The organism is Rhodococcus sp. MSC1_016, assembly GCF_023667485.2.
GTDB classification, from domain to species: Bacteria; Actinomycetota; Actinomycetes; order Mycobacteriales; family Mycobacteriaceae; genus Rhodococcus_F; species Rhodococcus_F oxybenzonivorans.
The window spans coordinates 704,741-719,472 of the sequence record NZ_JAMOZI020000001.1 but is presented as its reverse complement, the minus strand read 5'-3'; the positions used below and the strand labels follow the sequence as shown (position 1 = coordinate 719,472).

Genomic DNA, 14,732 nt, shown 5'->3' with positions numbered 1-14,732 from the left:
CTATCCGGCGGGGTGACCCTGACGGACCACCGTGACGGTGACCTCCGGGGAGGTACCACCGACGAGGGTGGTGATCTGAAGGGTGGGCACATCCACGCCGGCCAGAGCCCCGCCGAAGGTGACGACGTACCCGGCGGCGTTGCTGCCCGTGACCGTGGCATTGCCCGACCCGATCGGGGCGAGACCGGTGATCGCGGTCTGCAGCGTGGCCGCATCGAGCGAGGACACGGTCAGCGCTGCCGTCTCGGCCGCGAGCACCTTCACCTTGAAGCTGGTCGGCGCGCTCACGATGTCGATGCGCTGGATCTCGTTCACCGCGACGGCGGTCGGCTTCTCGATCACGTTGAGCTTGCCGTATCCGGTGATCGTGATGGTGCCGCCCTGTAGACCGGTCTTGTCGCCGCCCGCGGAGGTGAAGTTGACGGTGCCGCGACCCTCGTACGCGTCGGGCAGGCCGTCGGTGCGCCACCACTGGATCTCGGCCATGCCGTCGGAACCGACCTCGACACCCTTGGCGCGCAGGTACTCTACGCCAGGATCGGGGGCCTTGGTCGGGTCGAGCTTGCGGCCGACACCGATGGTTGCGACCCATGCCTTCTCGGTGGAGATCTGAGCACCCCAGGCGCCGGAGTGGTAGTCGCCGGCCTCCTGCAGGGAGTCGGAGATCGGGGCGTCGAAGCTGTTGATGCCCTTGATCCAGGTCCAGACGCCGTCGATCTTGACGCGGATCGCCCAGTTGCGGGCGAGTGTGGCGTCCATGTTCGAGGTGTCCGGGGGCATGAGGGGTGCGGTCATGATATTTCTCCTGGTGGGTTGAGGGTTATCCGATAGGAGTCGGCCCGCATCAAGCGGTTGTTCGAGTCCGCGACGGACTGCGCCCGCACGACCCTGCGGACATCAATGACCCGGACACCGCCAGGCCACGTCTGTGGTTGGTAGAAGTGATCCGGGACGTGCAGGTGGTTGAAGAACCGGTCGGCAAGGTCGTCGGCGTCGACACTCGCGTCCTCGGCGGTGCGGAACCGGAGCCGGACGTAGTAGTCCGGGTTCCAGTGGTCGCGGTCCCGGGCATCGTTGGTGACGGTCGCCGACACCGCGGTGTCCGGGTCTGCGGGCAACTCCCGCCACACGAACGCCGGAAGCTCCGGATCCTCTTCGTAGACGACGTCTTCGGCTTCGCTGTACTGGACCAGGTCCAGCTCGACGAGCCGCAGACCGAGGGCCTTGAGCAGTTCGTTGCTGGTAGTGGAGAAGGTCGTCATCCGCCGAGCCTCCGCCGGAGTTGTTCAGCGAGGATCTGCTCGACGACTGGACCGAACTCGTCGACCGCCTTCTTGAGGAACAGCGCCCCGCCACCCTGTGGGTGTTCGAAGTCGGTGCGGTAGTGCTGCTTCACGGCGTACTCGGTGCCGAACCCGATCCTGACGGAGTCACCTTCGACGCGGACGAAACCACTGGCCTTCATCTCGCCGGACAGATCGGGGGCCAGTGCTTTTGCGTCATCAAGCAGGGCCTCCCCGCAAAGGCGGAGATCCTCCTCGTCTGCGCCGACGACGTTCGGTTCCCATCTGATCTGTGCCATCGAACCTCCTACGAGAGATCGAGCCGGTAGAACTTCGGCAGTGCTGGCAGGCCGCTGTCTCGGACGGCTTCGGCGACGACTTTCACCTTGGCACCGCCGAATCGCTCGGGAAGGGTCACGAGCGATTCGGCGGGGACCTTGGGTGTTCCCACAGGGAGCGTGACCCTCGCTGTGGTGACGACCTCGCGGCCGTCCGCGTCCTTGACGACGTCACGGGTTACCGTGACCTTCGCCTTGAGGGACTTGTCCGGCGCGGCGTACGACTTACCGCGGGCGTTGCCGCCGAGGTACCGCTCGACGGTGATCGGCCAGACGAAGAACCGATCGATCATCGACATGGTTCGTCCCCAAAGTTCCACGACGGCCTCGGCGTTTCCGACAGACCGAACAGCTTCAAATGCGCACCGGTAAGTACCAGCGTCGCTGTCGGATTCGACAGCGTGGCGGACTCCACCGCGTCGTCGAGACTCACCGAGAACGACGTCCGGCCACGGAACTCGCCAGGTGCCAGCGCGTCCGCGACCATCTCAAGCTGAACGAACTTGCCGGTCGACCCGTACTCCGTGTTGGTGTCGACGTCGGACACCTGTCGGCGGATGAGGTTCGCTGCCATCTCGAGCAACAGCGTCGCCCGAACCTCGTTGTCGACCGACTGGGGGCGGAGGTACTCCTCCAGTTCCGTGAAGTCGGCGAAGACAGTCACTGCCGCCCCCTTCCGATCACTTCGTGCCGAACTGGGCGATCAGGGCTTCCCGAGTCGCGGCCTCGGCCTCGGCCCGGGGCAGTCCATCCTTGCCGTCGGTGAACTCATGGAGAGCGACGACGTAGTCCTCCCAGTCCTTCGCCAGCGCGGCCCGCTTCGGACGCACCGGCGCGCCGAGGTCACCGTCGCCGGTCGACTCGTCAGCGTCACCGCCGGGGTTGGCGTCGCCGAGATCCTTACCGTCGACGGGAGCTTCCTCAGCCGTCTCAGCCAAGTCGGGCTGCGGTTCCGGTGGTGCGTCGAACACCCCGAACTTCTCGTACTGGTCGATGACGTCCTGAGGGATGTCGACGACCTCACCGCGGTAGGCGAAATGCCGCACGCCATCTTCGAACCACTCGAAGATGGCGTGCCAGATGGTGCGTTCGGCCATGGTGATCAGCCCGCCAGACCGGTGACCTTGCGGACGCTGTACGGGTTGGTCACCCCGAACACCGGCAGCACGTACGACTGCACCCACGACGTCTTCTTGCCCGGCTCGCGCCAAGACTCCGTGGTGATGCCCTCCTCGTAGTCGAGGAAGCCGACCGCGCCCTTCTCCGCGACGTACGCGGTGCCGGCGGTCACGCGGTTCGAGGAGAACAGCTCGATCTTGTAGTAGTCGAGCAGCGCCTGCAGCGCGGGACCATAGGTGGTGGCGAGGTTCGCCGCCTCCTGCGGGTTCACGATCCACACGTTGTACGTGACGCCGAGCTCGTCCTGATCCGCGAGGAGCTGCGCCTTCGCGAAGTCGGACTGAGGGAGCGCGTTGTTCGCGGTCGGGCTGACACCATTGGTCACCGCGGTCGACCAGTTCTTACCCACGAACGTTCCGGCGCCACCGAGCGCCGTGATTGCGGCGTCGAGCGCGGCGATCGTGCGGGTGTTCACCTTCCGAACGATCGTGTTCGACAGTGCGGTGGTGTTGCGGTTGAGCTCGGTGACGTTGTTGCGCTTGCGCGCCTCGTCGGAGATCGGGAACTTACCTCCCCAGTCCTCCACCTTCGCGAGCTTCTCGTCCAGCCGATCCGCGGTGACGGTCGGGTACTCGTCCGTCGGACCGCGCTGCTCGATGTCGCGGCTGGTGTACAGCTCGTTTGCGGTCGCCTGCTGGTAGCGCACCGCGCCACCGGTGACGGGCTGACCCGAGCTGGTGAAGATCAGCGGGGCGATGAACTTCTGGAGGGTCAGATCGGAGATCCGGCGACTGATCAGCGAAGGCTGATTGAGCGCCAGGTCGACGGTGATCTGGTTGTTGACGATGACGGGCCCGCCGAGCGGGTAGGTCACCGGGGAGGGAGTAGGCATGTCCGCCCTTTCAGTAGAGGCTGATCTCGGCGTCGCCGCCGGAGGTGGCTGCGGTGACGGCGTAGCCGACGGCTATGCCCGATGTCTTGGTGATCGCCTGGCCAGCGGTGCCGACCTCGACCTCGGCGAAGGCGGCGATGTTGGCGGCCGCCGTCACGAAGGTCACGCGCGAGTTGCCGCGCGCGACACCGACGATGTCGCCGGACGCCGCGTCGTACTTGGACACACCGCACACCCGGCCAGCGGCGTCGGCATGGGCGACGGCGATGTTGCCGCTCGACCGGTTTCCGGAGATCTTCAGGAACCGCTTGCCGATGACTGCGGCGCTGGCTCGGCCGCTGAGGTCGCGGCCGGGCTCGTACACACCGATGTTCTCGTTCGCCATGATCAGGCCTCCTTCGTCGAGGCCGGTTCGCCCGGCCAGCTGTAGGTTCCGAGGTCGTCATTGCCGACGTCCTGTCCGTGCCCGACCTCGGCGACGGGAATGAGGCCCTTGGCCAGCGACTCAATCGTCGCGGTGGTGCCCTCGCGATCGGCGGCCAGCGAGGCGAGCCAGTGCTCCCGTCGTGCGGGCGGGAACTTGCCGTCGCGGATCGCTGCGGACACGAGGGACTCGTCCGATGCGCGGACCTGCGCCTCGAACGCTCTACGTCCGAGCGCAGCTTCAGCGAGCGCCGTTTCCCACTGGCCGCGATCGACAGTGACGACATCGTGGCCGGACGAAGCGGAGACCGGCTCGGCCGGCACCGTCTCCGTGCCCGGCGCCGGGGTTTCGCTGGCGCGCTCGGCGAGTGCCTCGTCGAGGGCAGCGATGGTGGTTTCCTCGTCGGCGTCGGCCGAAATGCCGAGGCGCTCCACGAGGGCTTCCTGCAAGGTGGCCATGGGCCCCTCCTTTTCTGTGACCCCCACCTCGGCGGCAGAGGAGTTCTGGGCGGCACTGGGCCGCGATTCTGCGTGGGACGCGAACGCCACCACGGGCTTACTGAGACCTGCACGCGCGGCGACGTATTCGACCTTCACCGGCTGCGGATCACCGAACTCGACATCGCCCTCACCGCTCACCGTGTACGGGACACGGATAACGGAGTCGTCGGCGTCGTCCTGGACGATCAGCTCGGGCGGGTCGATGAACAGTTCCCGGATCCACAGCGACCAGTTGGTGCCAGGGCCTGCGTAGTAGGCCTTGCGCACCTGGTCGACTGTGGTCGAGGCGAGTGCTGCCTTGGCCATAACGGGTTCCTCCTTCTGAGGCGCTTTCGCGTACAGGTCGTAGAGCGATTCGAGAGTTCCGATACCCGGTCGCACGACACCGAGCAGCGCAACGGCGTGCACGACGAACGGGTGGGTGTGGCCGAGCTGGCAGACGTACTCGTGCTGAAACTCACCCGACCGGTCCGGGTACGCCGACGCGATGACCGACCGGCCTTGCTCGTCCGCGTCCGCGAGCCACGCTGGGACACCAACGAAGTCGCCGACCAGGGTCTGCCCGTCATCGGTGACCGAGAGGTTGTCGATAAGACCGATCGACGGATCCCCCTCCCCCGGTTCGCCGGTGTGCCCGAACTTCAGCGTCGGCCGGCGGACAGCGGGGCAGTCGAGAGCGGCCACGGCGGCGGCCAGGTCTTCCGAGGAGGGATGCCAGTCTGTGGCGTTGGAGATGTTCCACCAACCGACCGAGGCGATCTCCACTCGCGGAATCGTCGCAAGCAGCGGAGCTTTCGGCACATCTACCACAGCGTCAGCGCTCCGTTCGACTCGATCCGCGCCGTCGGTGTCCGCGACGCGCGAGCGGACTCCACTGGTGTGGTCTGCTGATCCGGGGTCCACGGCTCCGTCGGCGGCGGTGTGTCCTTCGCGGGCAGGCCGTACTGCTGACGTGCGTACTCCTCGAGCGAGCGGTCGAGGCGGATGAGACCGGCATCGATCAGTGTCTTCAGCGCTTGCGCGGTCAGGTCCTGGCGGGATCCGATCTCGTCGAACACCAGGCGCGGCGCCGGCGCTTCTTCGCCGAAGTTCAGGTCGACCAGGTCCTCGATGACGTGGGCCTGCGCGGTGTCGCGGAGGGCTTCGGCGATCGTCTGCGTCGACTGGGTGAACGAGTCCGACTGCACCGACGCCAACGCGTAGCTGCCACCGCGGTCGAGGTTCAGGAAGTGCGCCAAGCCAGCGAGGGCGATCTGCTTGTCGTGGTATTCGATCGCCAGCCGAATGTCCGGCAAGTTGCCCTGAACGCCGAGCAGCTGAAAGTTCGCACCATTCGGCAGCCCGATGCCGGACTTCTCACCACCGCGGTATTCGGTGGCCATGTTCTTGTATGCGTCGACCGTGCCTTGATCCGCACCCTCGGGGGCCGTCGCGACAGGGACGCCCATGCCGTTGCGTCGAGCGACCGCGGCCTCGATACGCATCAGCTCGTCCTTGAGGAGCCAATGCTTGTATGCCGGGCGAAGTAGCGAGTTCCCCATCCACCGGCCGGGATCCATGTCGCGGACGTACGCCACGAGTCGATCGACCGGGATGCGCACACCACCGTCGAGGATGTTGGACACCGTCAACGATGCGTCGGACGGCTGCGCCTGGATGATCGAGTCGAGGCCGCCGTCACGGGCGACGTTCATCTTGATGATCGTGCGCTGCGGCCGAGGTGCGAGCTTGTGCAGGGCGAGCCTGTTGCCCTCGATGCGGTAGACCTGTTCGAAGTAGCTGTGCCCGTACTGCAGGCACATCAGCGCGACGCGCACATGCTCGACCCAGGAGAAGCGGCCCTTCGTCCTCGGCTGCACTTTGTCGTCAGTCGATTCGCCGACGATCGCCAATCCGAGGTTGCGGGCGACGAATTCGGTCACCTCGTCGCTCGCACCGTTCTGGTCGATGCGCCACGCGGTACGGCGGATCGGCAACCCGATCGCGTTCAGGACCGACGAGACACGGCCGTCCTCGCGGCCCATCCGCGCGTAGATCCGGTTCGCCTGCGGCCATTGGAGGTCGGGGACCTTCTCCTCGTCGACCCACTGCTGCCATCCCATGGTTTCGCCGTTGACGTAACCGATCTCGTACGTCGGCGCCGTAGACGTCTCCACTGTGTATGAGGGCGCGAGCGCTGCAGTCAAAACATCACCCCTCTCAGAAGGCGGCGGACAAGGCATCGAACTCGGCGGGGCCGGTGGCGGCCTCGTATGCCGGAGGAAGTGCTTCGGGTTTCGGCTCTTCGACGCCGTGGGTCAGGAGTCCGAGCCTGGCGAGGGTCGCAGCCACGAGCGGAGCGAGCAGCACCGCTGTGTCGTAGTCCCACCCGAACGCGCCACCGGACATCGGCTTCTTTTTGACGCCATCGATGGAGTTGTTCAGGCGCGGATCGTTGGTGTGCTCGAGCTGTCCGGCGAGGGCATCGTCGAGGAACCCGACACAGGCCTGCCCCATCTCCTGACCCGACGTCAGGACTGGTTCGATTCGCTTGAGCTTCAGCGCCGGATTCAAGCTGGTAGCTGGCGATGTCCGGTTCATCATCACCACACACGGGTCGACTGATTCGACGATCGCAGCGATGGTCTCCACCACGCCGGTCGAGGGGCGGTCGAGGTAGCCGATCTCGATGTGAATCTTCCCGGTCGTCGTGCGCTGGGCCATCGCGATCGAGTACCAGTCCAGGTGCCGGTCGACCGCAATCGCGATCGGCCCGGTCAGCTCTGATCTACCCTCCATGTCACTCCACGCCTCCGCCGTGATCACCGGCTCGTGGACCTCGGCCAGTTCCGAAGGCCAGTCGCCGCGGCCGAGGTACTCGACATCGAAGCTCTTCATGCCGGCCTCGGTGGAGAACTTCCGCAGCTCGCTCGCCAGCTTCTTGTCGGTCTGGATGACCCCGAACGACGGGTTCGCCCAACGCCAGGTCTTCGGATCGGTTCGGTCGAGGGAGTCGGGCGCCATCCACTCGGCGAAGAACAACCCCTCGTCACCGTCGAGGCCGCGCTGGCGGACCGCGGCCAGGACCTGTCCGTTCGGGTGCTGGTCCTGGTTCACCGCCGACGAGGTGTAGATCGTCTGCGGGTCGTCCGAGTTCATCTTCGTGGGCGACAGCGCCGCCATGTCGGCTTCGGTGAGGTCGTAGGCCTCGTCGTAGATTTCGAGGTCGACGCGGTCGAGGCCGCGGCCGGCGTTCGCTGACCGGGTCGTGAACACCACCTCGGCGCCGCTCGCCAACACGATCGTGCCGCGACCCTGCGAGCACGTGTGCGACTCGACGCGCTTGAGCATCCACGGCGTCGTCTTCACGATCGCCCAGGTGCGCTTCCACAGCGCCTTCGCCGTCTCCCACTGCTGAGCGGAGAACACGATCTTCTCGCCGAGCTTGAACAGCCCGTACAGCACCCGAAGCGACAGGAGCAGCGACTTGCCGTTCTGCCTCGGGACGATCAGGCAGCACTCGGGGTGCGTCCATGTCCCGTCGGGGCCCTTTGACATGATCTGTTCGAGTGACCATGACTGCCATGGGATCGCCCGAATCCTGGACGCCGACCTGAACCCGAGTTCGGCGGCCTTGCCCCCTAGTTCGGTGTTGCCAGGAGTGAACGCAAGCGAGTTGGGTGTCTGTCGACCTTCGAGCTTCGGCCACTCCGACGCGATGATCTCGGCGAACCGAGCATCGACATCGTCCTCACAGATCGTCGAGAGGGTCATACTCGCCGCTGTCGGAGGCGTCCTTCAGTCGGCGGATCTCCGCGAGGAGCTGCCGCAGCACCGTGGCCAGTTGCCGTGACTCCTGGAGCGCCGAGTCGCAGCGGATCTCGAGGACCTCGGCCTCGCCGCGTGATGCCACGAGGCGGAGCCAGAGTTCCTCCTCGCCGGACAGGATCCGGTCGAGCTGGTCGAGCCGGTCCTTGATCCGGCAGGCCTCGACGACCATGACCGTCAGGGAGTACGGGTCGGGGTCGTCGTGGAGGGAGTCGAACAGCCGGCGCCCGGCGGTGCCGAGATCGTCGGCCTCGGCGAGGAGGGCCATCGTCACCCCCTTACGCACATCAGATGCTGGTCAGGCGGCTCCTGGTGCCGCAGCGGTCAGCTGAGCCCCGGCACCGCTGCACGTAGGTTCAGAGGCCGTACAAAAAAATGTGGACACTGCCCCGCCGCCGAGTGTCCGACCCCCCCACCCCTCGATAATTCTGGAGGGATGGGGGTCACCAGGTCATGCTGTTGCCTGCCCAGCCGCCCCGTGTGGCGGCGAGGGCGGGGCGGGTGTGGTCGCGGCTACCGTCGCCGCGTTCCTTGTTGCAGCGCTCGTGTAGGAGCCTGTCTGCGACGGTTCCGCCCTTGGCTCGGGAGATGGTGTGGTCCGCGTTCAGTGGCTTGCCGTCGAAGTTGCGGGCCGGGTCTCGGTACATGGGTTGGCCGCACCACCAGCAGGCGGTGCCGTCGGTGTGGGCCTTGACGAGTCGGTCGCGTTGGTTGCGGTGTGCTCGGCCGAGTTCCTTGTTCTTGTTCCGGGCCGGCCGCGCCGCGGTGTCGTCGTCGGCCTGGGCTTGGCTGTCGTACCACTGGGCTGCCACTGCCAGGATCCGTCTCGGTCGCTCGGTCTTGCATCTGCTCATGACGACGTCGCGGCCGGGGTCGATGGTGACGACCTGAGCGCCGATGCGGCGGTATCGGTCGAGCAGTGCATCCGATGGGGTGGAGTGGATGAGGTAGACATCGCAGTCGTTGAGGGTCAGCGCCTTGTCGATGGCCGCTTGCCTGGCTGCCTTCGCTACGGCTTTGACTGCGTCGCTGTGGTCGTGGGTGTTGCCGCCCTCGCGTGGTGGTGTGAGGGCGTTGGCGATGAGGTCGAAGTCGATGATGGCGTCTTCGGGCCGGGCGTGTTCGCTGCACCAGGTCGACTTACCTGCGGCCGGAGGTCCAGTCACCACGTAGAGCACTGCAGTTCCGTCTCAGCCTGCCGCCAGGGGAAACATCTTGCATGCCTCCAATAACCCGGAAGAATGAAATATGCAGCGAATTCGCGCTGCACTAACTGAAACGAGTCTCTATGACCCTCTTCAACATCGAAGCATCTGGCCTGCCTCGGCAGGAGGCCGAGGACCGAATCCGATACCACGCAAAGAAGCACGTGGTGCTCGACCAGACCTGCAACTGTACGCGCCGGGTTTGGGAAAACATCGCGCGTGGATGCGGGTCATTCGGGCTCACTTACGCGATGAGCGTTGACCTCGACAGGATCTAACATTCACGGCGAGCGGGCGTCTGTGCTCGCAGCTTCGTAAGCATGCTGGTGATCAACACTCGTTGGGCTTCGGTGCCTGAGCGTCGGGCTTCGGTGAGCTTGGTCTCGAGGTCGTAGATCATGTCTTCGAGGCTGGGCATCTCATCCCCGCTTGCCGCGGTACCAGGTTGGGAAGCGGGGTGTGACGCCGTCGTGTTGCCCGTGGTCGCAGTGGATGTGAACGGCTTCGATGTGGATGGTGGTGTGCGGCTGTTGGTCGCTGTCGATGCCGTTGGCGAGTTCGTGCATGACGCCGGCGGTGAGCTTGGCGATGGACTTGACGACGTGGCGGTAGAGGTCCATTGCGGCTCCTGTGTCAGCGGGGTGGGCCGAGGATGGTGTTGGGGTCGTGTCCGCGTGCGCGCATCTCGTCGGTGAAGTGTCCGAGTGCTGCGCCGGGCCCGAGGGCGAACTGTCCGCTGGGTTGCCAGTGGGCGCCCATGATGTCGCGGAGCATGGCTTCACACAGCGATGTGTCGCCGGTGGCTTGGAACTCACGCAGTCTGGGTACGAGGCGGGTTTGCAGTTGGTGGAGCTGGTCTGGTGTGGCGTCTTGCCGTGCCGCGGCGACCTTGAGGATGAACGAGAGTGTGCGGCCGATCTGGTCGGTGGCGTTCATGCTTTGCTCCGGTAGCGTCCGCGTTCTGCTCGCCAGTCGTCGAGTCGGCCGGTTTCGATGCGGGATCCGATGGCGACGGCGAGGTCAGCGAACGTGGCTGCTGCGTCTTTGCCGGCGGCCTGGTAGGTCTCGATGAGTGTGGTGACTGGTGTGGGGTCGACGTTCTTGGTGGGTTGGAAGCCGATGGCCCCGCTGTCGGAGACCCAGAGGATTCCGATAGCGGGGCGCATGATGGCGGTCCATTGGCCGTGACCGGTGCGTTGGTCGAGGGGGTTGGTGTCTGGCATGTGACCTCCTCGGGGTGGTTCCGACCGGCAGGAGCACCGACGCGCGATGGAGGCGAGCGTCATCCCGAGGGGTGGTGTTCCTTGGATTCCGTGTTCCCCGGCACGAATCAAACAGGGGCGGTGACTTTGACCGGGCGGATAGTTTGAGTCCCGCTCGCAGCTGCGCCAATACACACAACATGCTGCGCGCTTTCGATTCCGTGGCCCCGCTGGGGTACGCATTGCGGGCGGTGACGTTGACGAGCGGGAAGTTGGGGAGCTGCGCTCGTGGAGTGTTCACACGACGCGCGCAAGCGCAGCGTATCAAACAACCAGGCCGAAACTCGAGTGCTGAGACTTAAGCCCAGGTCGGGTCGTAATCGGGGTGGTCGGCGTAGACGGCGGCCATGTGGCGCAGCGCGATCCGGACGGGCAGGTTCCCGTCGTAGCCAGGCACGGCCCAGCTGGGCCAGTGTTCCAAGAGGGTGAGGGTCGTGCGCTTCGCGTTCACCTCTCTCAGCACCCGGGCGGGATCGTGGCGGGCCATGTGTTCCGCGTTCGGGATGTAGACCTCGTTTGCCACGTCCCAGTAGTGGCCTTTGCGGTCCTCGGCGATGTGGCACCGGTCGGGTTCGTCGTTGTATTGCGAGTTGTGGTGCTCAGTCATCCAGACGCCCGGCTCTTTTGCATCGGGGTGCAGTGCCTGCCGCGCAATGGATTCGTCCTCACGCAACCGCGCTTCGATGAAGTCGGTGATGTTCACGCGCTCTCCTTGGTGTGTCGCGGCCGGATGGGGTGTGCGAGGTGGGCGTCCATGACGTCGCCGACAACGTACATGGTTGGCCAGTCTGGTCGCCATGGGCCGGGTGCTGGTCGGGCGTAGCCCTGTTCGCAGAGGTACTTGACCCGTCGGGCGCCGAGGTGCCGGTATTCGTCGCCGAGTTCGCGGGCGACTGCGGTGATTCCGGCCTGGTTGAGGACGGTTGCTCGGGCGGCTTCTGTGCGCGCGGTGTTGTCGGGCTCTCGGAATCTCGGCCAGACGATGCGGCGGATGACTTCGACGGCGTCGAGGATGTCGTTGACGGCTGTGTCGGCTCCTTCGGTCATGCCGAGTGAGATGAGGTGGCGGTTGAGCCATTTCGAGAGGTCGGGTGTGTTGTCGAGGTTGTATCCCGGGGGGACCCGCTTCTCGTCCGGCCGGAGTGGGCCGACGAACTCGCCGTGCCAGTGTGTGTATCCGATGGGCATGTATTCGAGGTCGCGTTGCTCGCAGACGGCGCGGACCCATGTGCCGAGCACGTGGTGAAGTGTCTCGCCTGCCTCGGATGCGTCTTCGCTGAACGGAAGTGGCTGCTCGGATGGTCGTTTCGGTCTGCGGTTGCCGCCGCGCATGCTGAGCCGATCCTGCTTGGTGAGGGCGATCTCGAGGTCGATGCACAGTTCGGGGATCTCGCGGAGGGTGGTGCTGATCAGCTTGAGGGTGTGTCGTGGGATGTACAGGTGGTCGACGCTCACGCTGGGTCTCCGTTCTCGGCGAGGTAGGCGATGGCGGCGAGGTCGCCGGCGAGCTGTGTGAGCCGGTCGGGCCTGTGCCCGGACCAGTGCTCGGTGCCGGTGGCGAGTCGGACGATGACGACGGGGGTCTCGAGGTGACCGAGCTTCTTGAGATCGTCGGTAGCGTCCGGGTCCTCGGCGAGGTCGACGCTGGTGTAGTCGACTCCGAGATCGTCTAGTTTCCGCTTGGTGGCCCGGCAGGGCATGCAGGCCGGTGAGCTGTAGACGGTGACGCTCATAGTTGCTCCTGGAGTTCAATTTCGAGCCACAGTGATCCGGGTTCGCCCTTTTCTGCGGGATGGATCACGGGCATGGGTTTGGTCATCCACTGCGGGGTGTCGTCTTCGACGAGTCCGTAGCCGGGGTATTTCGGTGTGCCTTTGGCGAGTGCGTCGCAGCAGGGTTTGAGGGTGGCGACGAGGTTGTCGGTGTCGCGGACCCCGTTGCGGGCGGGCCGGTAGTGGAGTGTGACGGTGACGTGCGGGACGCCGCGTGGGAGTCGCTGCCGCTTCGCTTCGATGTGGACTTCGTCGCGGAGCTGTCGGGTGATGCGTGCCTTGACCTGATGGTGGAGGCGCTGATTCATCGAGAGCGGCGGCTTGGTCCCGCTGAGGACGATGGTGTGAGTGGTCACTGCTCCCCCACCTGCCGGTCGATGCCTGCCACGTAGTCGGGTCGTGGTGCGCGCGGTGGACGACCGTCAGGCGGTGTGGTGTCGGGCAGCTGGGCGGTGTCGGGCCATTCGACGAGTCGGACGCGGTCGAGGCACGGCATCTTGCGTTCGTACCCGTCAGGGGTGACGCACCTTCGCCCGATTTCTGCGTGGCAGTGAGGGCACACGACGGTGGCCGCGAATTCGTATGGGTTCATGGTCGACCCCTGTGGATAACTGGGGTTCGGCCGCGCGAAGCGGCGGCATTCTGGTAACCCCGAGCGATGAATCCTGCCCGAAATTCGCGCACGTTGCTTACGTAAGACGAAGAGATTTTCCGCAAGTAGTTATCTACGTCCGTTCGTACGTTCGTACGTAGGGTAATGCCATTGTCAAACCGGAATGGCAAACGAACGTTTGCCATCGATTTGCCATGAGTTTTGCCATATGGCAAAAGTGCCCTCAGTCGTTCCATCGGGACTCCGCCCCCTTCCTGCCTGCCGCTGATCGTGTTTCGTGTAATGCCTGCTGAACGAACCCAACTGCCTGTTTCGTGCCGTAGTTCTTGATGCGGTAGTTGCTGGGTGGTTCGACCTCCCACAGGCCCACCGCGACGAGCAATTTCGCCTCGGCCGGTGTGCAATGAATGAACGGGAGAACGGCTTTCTTGATCAATCCGTCTGTGCCGTTATCGGCCGCGTAAAGGTAGGAAGCGACGTAAACGAACGCCGCTCCCTTACCCTTCGGGCTCATTCCGAGGAGATCGAGAATCTTGTCGTGGGTGGGCAAATTGGTGTCTGTCCGTGCCCATGAAAGGCTCACGCACTCCTCCTGACTGGTGGACCGGATGGGTCGTCTGGCATCACGCCACCCCCTTCGGTTGCCCGCAACCCTCGAACCATGCGCCGCAGCTGCACTCATGCGCGCCGTCGTGGCCGGTCGGGAGAACGCATACACACGTCTCTCCGCCGTCCTTCCAGACCGGGCCGACCCAGTGCCCGCACGACCCGGTCACCACAGCGTTGGCTCCAGTTCTGCGATGCCGTGCGCCAGGAGCTGGTCGACGACGAGTGAGACGAAGTCGGCTCCAGCCTTGCGCTGGCGACGCGCTTCGGCCCGCAGCTCGGGCGGCATGGACACGACCCACCGCGTGATCTCGGCCCAGGTGAGCGTCGCTGTGTGCGCGGGGTCGTCTCGCTTGCGCTCGCGCAGGTAGTCGCCGACCGCGGTCATCGCGAGACCCCAGGGGTACGTGGTGCGCCACATGCCAGCGGCACGCCACTCCTGGTCGAGGGTGGTGCCGACGCCCTGCATGTCTCGGATGTTCTTGCACCAGTACTCAGGTGCGTCGGCGAGGCCGAGGATCATCCACGGGTCCAGCTCACGCAGGAGTCGCAGCTGGATGGGCGTCAGTGCGGTCATGACGCCACCGGTTCCCAGGTCCATACGTTGTCGCGGCAGACCGTGACACGGTATGTGCCGGGCGGTTCTGGCGGTCCGTCGAGGGAGGCGAGCAGACGGTGAAATCGGCACTCTTCGAGTTCGTTCTCGACTCGCTCACGTAACGGATGCCGCACGGTGAACTCGTCGACACGCAGGGTCACGATGTGCTCGGTTTCGCGGACGTCGAGGATGTCCGCGACGGCTGTCGGGTTGGGGCAGACAGGATTGCTGCACGCGATGTAGCCTCCGTAGCCTGCGAACAGCGTTGCGCCGCAGCCCATCGGGCAGTAGCCCTTCACGTTGATCGTCATGG

Annotated in this window: 25 protein-coding genes; all 25 read right to left on the bottom strand. The window is 65.3% G+C overall.

From position 1 onward, the window contains the following. Positions 1–795 carry a phage tail tube protein gene (locus tag L1080_RS03325; protein WP_250776371.1) on the bottom strand — a complete coding sequence of 265 codons (795 nt, stop codon included), beginning with the start codon at positions 793–795 and terminating at the stop codon, positions 1–3. Next, the gene (locus L1080_RS03320; protein ID WP_250776372.1) at positions 792–1,262 is read right to left on the bottom strand and encodes a minor capsid protein; all 471 of its coding nucleotides are present in this window, start codon (positions 1,260–1,262) and stop codon (positions 792–794) included. Before L1080_RS03320 ends, L1080_RS03325 begins: the two co-directional genes overlap by 4 nt. Beyond that, on the bottom strand, positions 1,259–1,582 hold the full coding sequence (locus L1080_RS03315; protein WP_250776373.1) for a hypothetical protein: 324 nt from the start codon (positions 1,580–1,582) through the stop codon (positions 1,259–1,261). Before L1080_RS03315 ends, L1080_RS03320 begins: the two co-directional genes overlap by 4 nt. Before the next feature lie 8 nt (positions 1,583–1,590). Then, positions 1,591–1,920 carry a hypothetical protein gene (locus L1080_RS03310; RefSeq protein ID WP_250776374.1) on the bottom strand — a complete coding sequence of 110 codons (330 nt, stop codon included), beginning with the start codon at positions 1,918–1,920 and terminating at the stop codon, positions 1,591–1,593. Continuing rightward, the gene (locus L1080_RS03305) at positions 1,911–2,285 is read right to left on the bottom strand and encodes a hypothetical protein (protein WP_250776375.1); all 375 of its coding nucleotides are present in this window, start codon (positions 2,283–2,285) and stop codon (positions 1,911–1,913) included. The genes L1080_RS03310 and L1080_RS03305 overlap by 10 nt, the downstream gene beginning before the upstream one ends. Before the next feature lie 16 nt (positions 2,286–2,301). Further along, a complete protein-coding gene (locus L1080_RS03300) occupies positions 2,302–2,718 on the bottom strand; it encodes a hypothetical protein (RefSeq protein WP_250776376.1) in 417 nt (138 codons plus the stop codon). Between the two features lie 5 nt (positions 2,719–2,723). Then, on the bottom strand, positions 2,724–3,632 hold the full coding sequence (locus L1080_RS03295; protein WP_250776377.1) for a major capsid protein: 909 nt from the start codon (positions 3,630–3,632) through the stop codon (positions 2,724–2,726). A gap of 10 nt (positions 3,633–3,642) precedes the next feature. Next, entirely contained in the window at positions 3,643–4,017 is a 375-nt protein-coding gene (locus L1080_RS03290; RefSeq protein ID WP_250776378.1) for a DUF2190 domain-containing protein, read from the bottom strand. 2 nt (positions 4,018–4,019) lie between these two features. Beyond that, complete coding sequence (locus L1080_RS03285; RefSeq protein ID WP_250776379.1) at positions 4,020–5,366, bottom strand: phage protease; 1,347 nt, start codon at positions 5,364–5,366, stop codon at positions 4,020–4,022. Beyond that, positions 5,360–6,778: a phage portal protein family protein gene (locus L1080_RS03280; protein ID WP_374435430.1), complete on the bottom strand. Its 1,419-nt coding sequence runs from the start codon at positions 6,776–6,778 to the stop codon at positions 5,360–5,362. The genes L1080_RS03285 and L1080_RS03280 overlap by 7 nt, the downstream gene beginning before the upstream one ends. Beyond that, positions 6,756–8,309 (bottom strand): hypothetical protein, encoded by a 1,554-nt coding sequence (locus tag L1080_RS03275; protein ID WP_250776380.1) that lies wholly within the window; start codon positions 8,307–8,309, stop codon positions 6,756–6,758. The genes L1080_RS03280 and L1080_RS03275 overlap by 23 nt, the downstream gene beginning before the upstream one ends. Beyond that, complete coding sequence (locus tag L1080_RS03270) at positions 8,287–8,631, bottom strand: hypothetical protein (protein ID WP_250776381.1); 345 nt, start codon at positions 8,629–8,631, stop codon at positions 8,287–8,289. Before L1080_RS03270 ends, L1080_RS03275 begins: the two co-directional genes overlap by 23 nt. A gap of 175 nt (positions 8,632–8,806) precedes the next feature. Next, positions 8,807–9,532 (bottom strand): hypothetical protein, encoded by a 726-nt coding sequence (locus tag L1080_RS03265; protein WP_250776382.1) that lies wholly within the window; start codon positions 9,530–9,532, stop codon positions 8,807–8,809. A 310-nt stretch (positions 9,533–9,842) separates the two neighbouring features. After that, positions 9,843–9,986 carry a hypothetical protein gene (locus L1080_RS03260; protein ID WP_250776383.1) on the bottom strand — a complete coding sequence of 48 codons (144 nt, stop codon included), beginning with the start codon at positions 9,984–9,986 and terminating at the stop codon, positions 9,843–9,845. A gap of 1 nt (position 9,987) precedes the next feature. Then, positions 9,988–10,188 (bottom strand): hypothetical protein, encoded by a 201-nt coding sequence (locus L1080_RS03255; RefSeq protein WP_250776384.1) that lies wholly within the window; start codon positions 10,186–10,188, stop codon positions 9,988–9,990. A 13-nt stretch (positions 10,189–10,201) separates the two neighbouring features. Further along, a complete protein-coding gene (locus L1080_RS03250) occupies positions 10,202–10,504 on the bottom strand; it encodes a hypothetical protein (RefSeq protein ID WP_250776385.1) in 303 nt (100 codons plus the stop codon). Next, on the bottom strand, positions 10,501–10,791 hold the full coding sequence (locus tag L1080_RS03245) for a hypothetical protein (protein ID WP_208961986.1): 291 nt from the start codon (positions 10,789–10,791) through the stop codon (positions 10,501–10,503). Before L1080_RS03245 ends, L1080_RS03250 begins: the two co-directional genes overlap by 4 nt. Positions 10,792–11,128: 337 nt before the next feature. After that, the gene (locus tag L1080_RS03240; RefSeq protein WP_250776386.1) at positions 11,129–11,533 is read right to left on the bottom strand and encodes a DUF6221 family protein; all 405 of its coding nucleotides are present in this window, start codon (positions 11,531–11,533) and stop codon (positions 11,129–11,131) included. Then, positions 11,530–12,285: a hypothetical protein gene (locus tag L1080_RS03235; RefSeq protein ID WP_250776387.1), complete on the bottom strand. Its 756-nt coding sequence runs from the start codon at positions 12,283–12,285 to the stop codon at positions 11,530–11,532. Before L1080_RS03235 ends, L1080_RS03240 begins: the two co-directional genes overlap by 4 nt. After that, complete coding sequence (locus L1080_RS03230; RefSeq protein WP_250776388.1) at positions 12,282–12,563, bottom strand: glutaredoxin domain-containing protein; 282 nt, start codon at positions 12,561–12,563, stop codon at positions 12,282–12,284. Before L1080_RS03230 ends, L1080_RS03235 begins: the two co-directional genes overlap by 4 nt. After that, the gene (locus tag L1080_RS03225) at positions 12,560–12,958 is read right to left on the bottom strand and encodes a RusA family crossover junction endodeoxyribonuclease (protein ID WP_250776389.1); all 399 of its coding nucleotides are present in this window, start codon (positions 12,956–12,958) and stop codon (positions 12,560–12,562) included. Before L1080_RS03225 ends, L1080_RS03230 begins: the two co-directional genes overlap by 4 nt. After that, on the bottom strand, positions 12,955–13,194 hold the full coding sequence (locus L1080_RS03220) for a zinc finger domain-containing protein (RefSeq protein WP_250776390.1): 240 nt from the start codon (positions 13,192–13,194) through the stop codon (positions 12,955–12,957). Before L1080_RS03220 ends, L1080_RS03225 begins: the two co-directional genes overlap by 4 nt. Positions 13,195–13,438: 244 nt before the next feature. Further along, positions 13,439–13,798, bottom strand: coding sequence for a hypothetical protein (locus L1080_RS03215; RefSeq protein WP_208961992.1), 360 nt, complete (start codon positions 13,796–13,798; stop codon positions 13,439–13,441). A 189-nt stretch (positions 13,799–13,987) separates the two neighbouring features. Then, a complete protein-coding gene (locus tag L1080_RS03210; protein ID WP_250776391.1) occupies positions 13,988–14,398 on the bottom strand; it encodes a hypothetical protein in 411 nt (136 codons plus the stop codon). Beyond that, the gene (locus L1080_RS03205) at positions 14,395–14,730 is read right to left on the bottom strand and encodes a DUF6085 family protein (RefSeq protein ID WP_250776392.1); all 336 of its coding nucleotides are present in this window, start codon (positions 14,728–14,730) and stop codon (positions 14,395–14,397) included. Before L1080_RS03205 ends, L1080_RS03210 begins: the two co-directional genes overlap by 4 nt. Between the last annotated feature and the right edge of the window lie 2 nt (positions 14,731–14,732).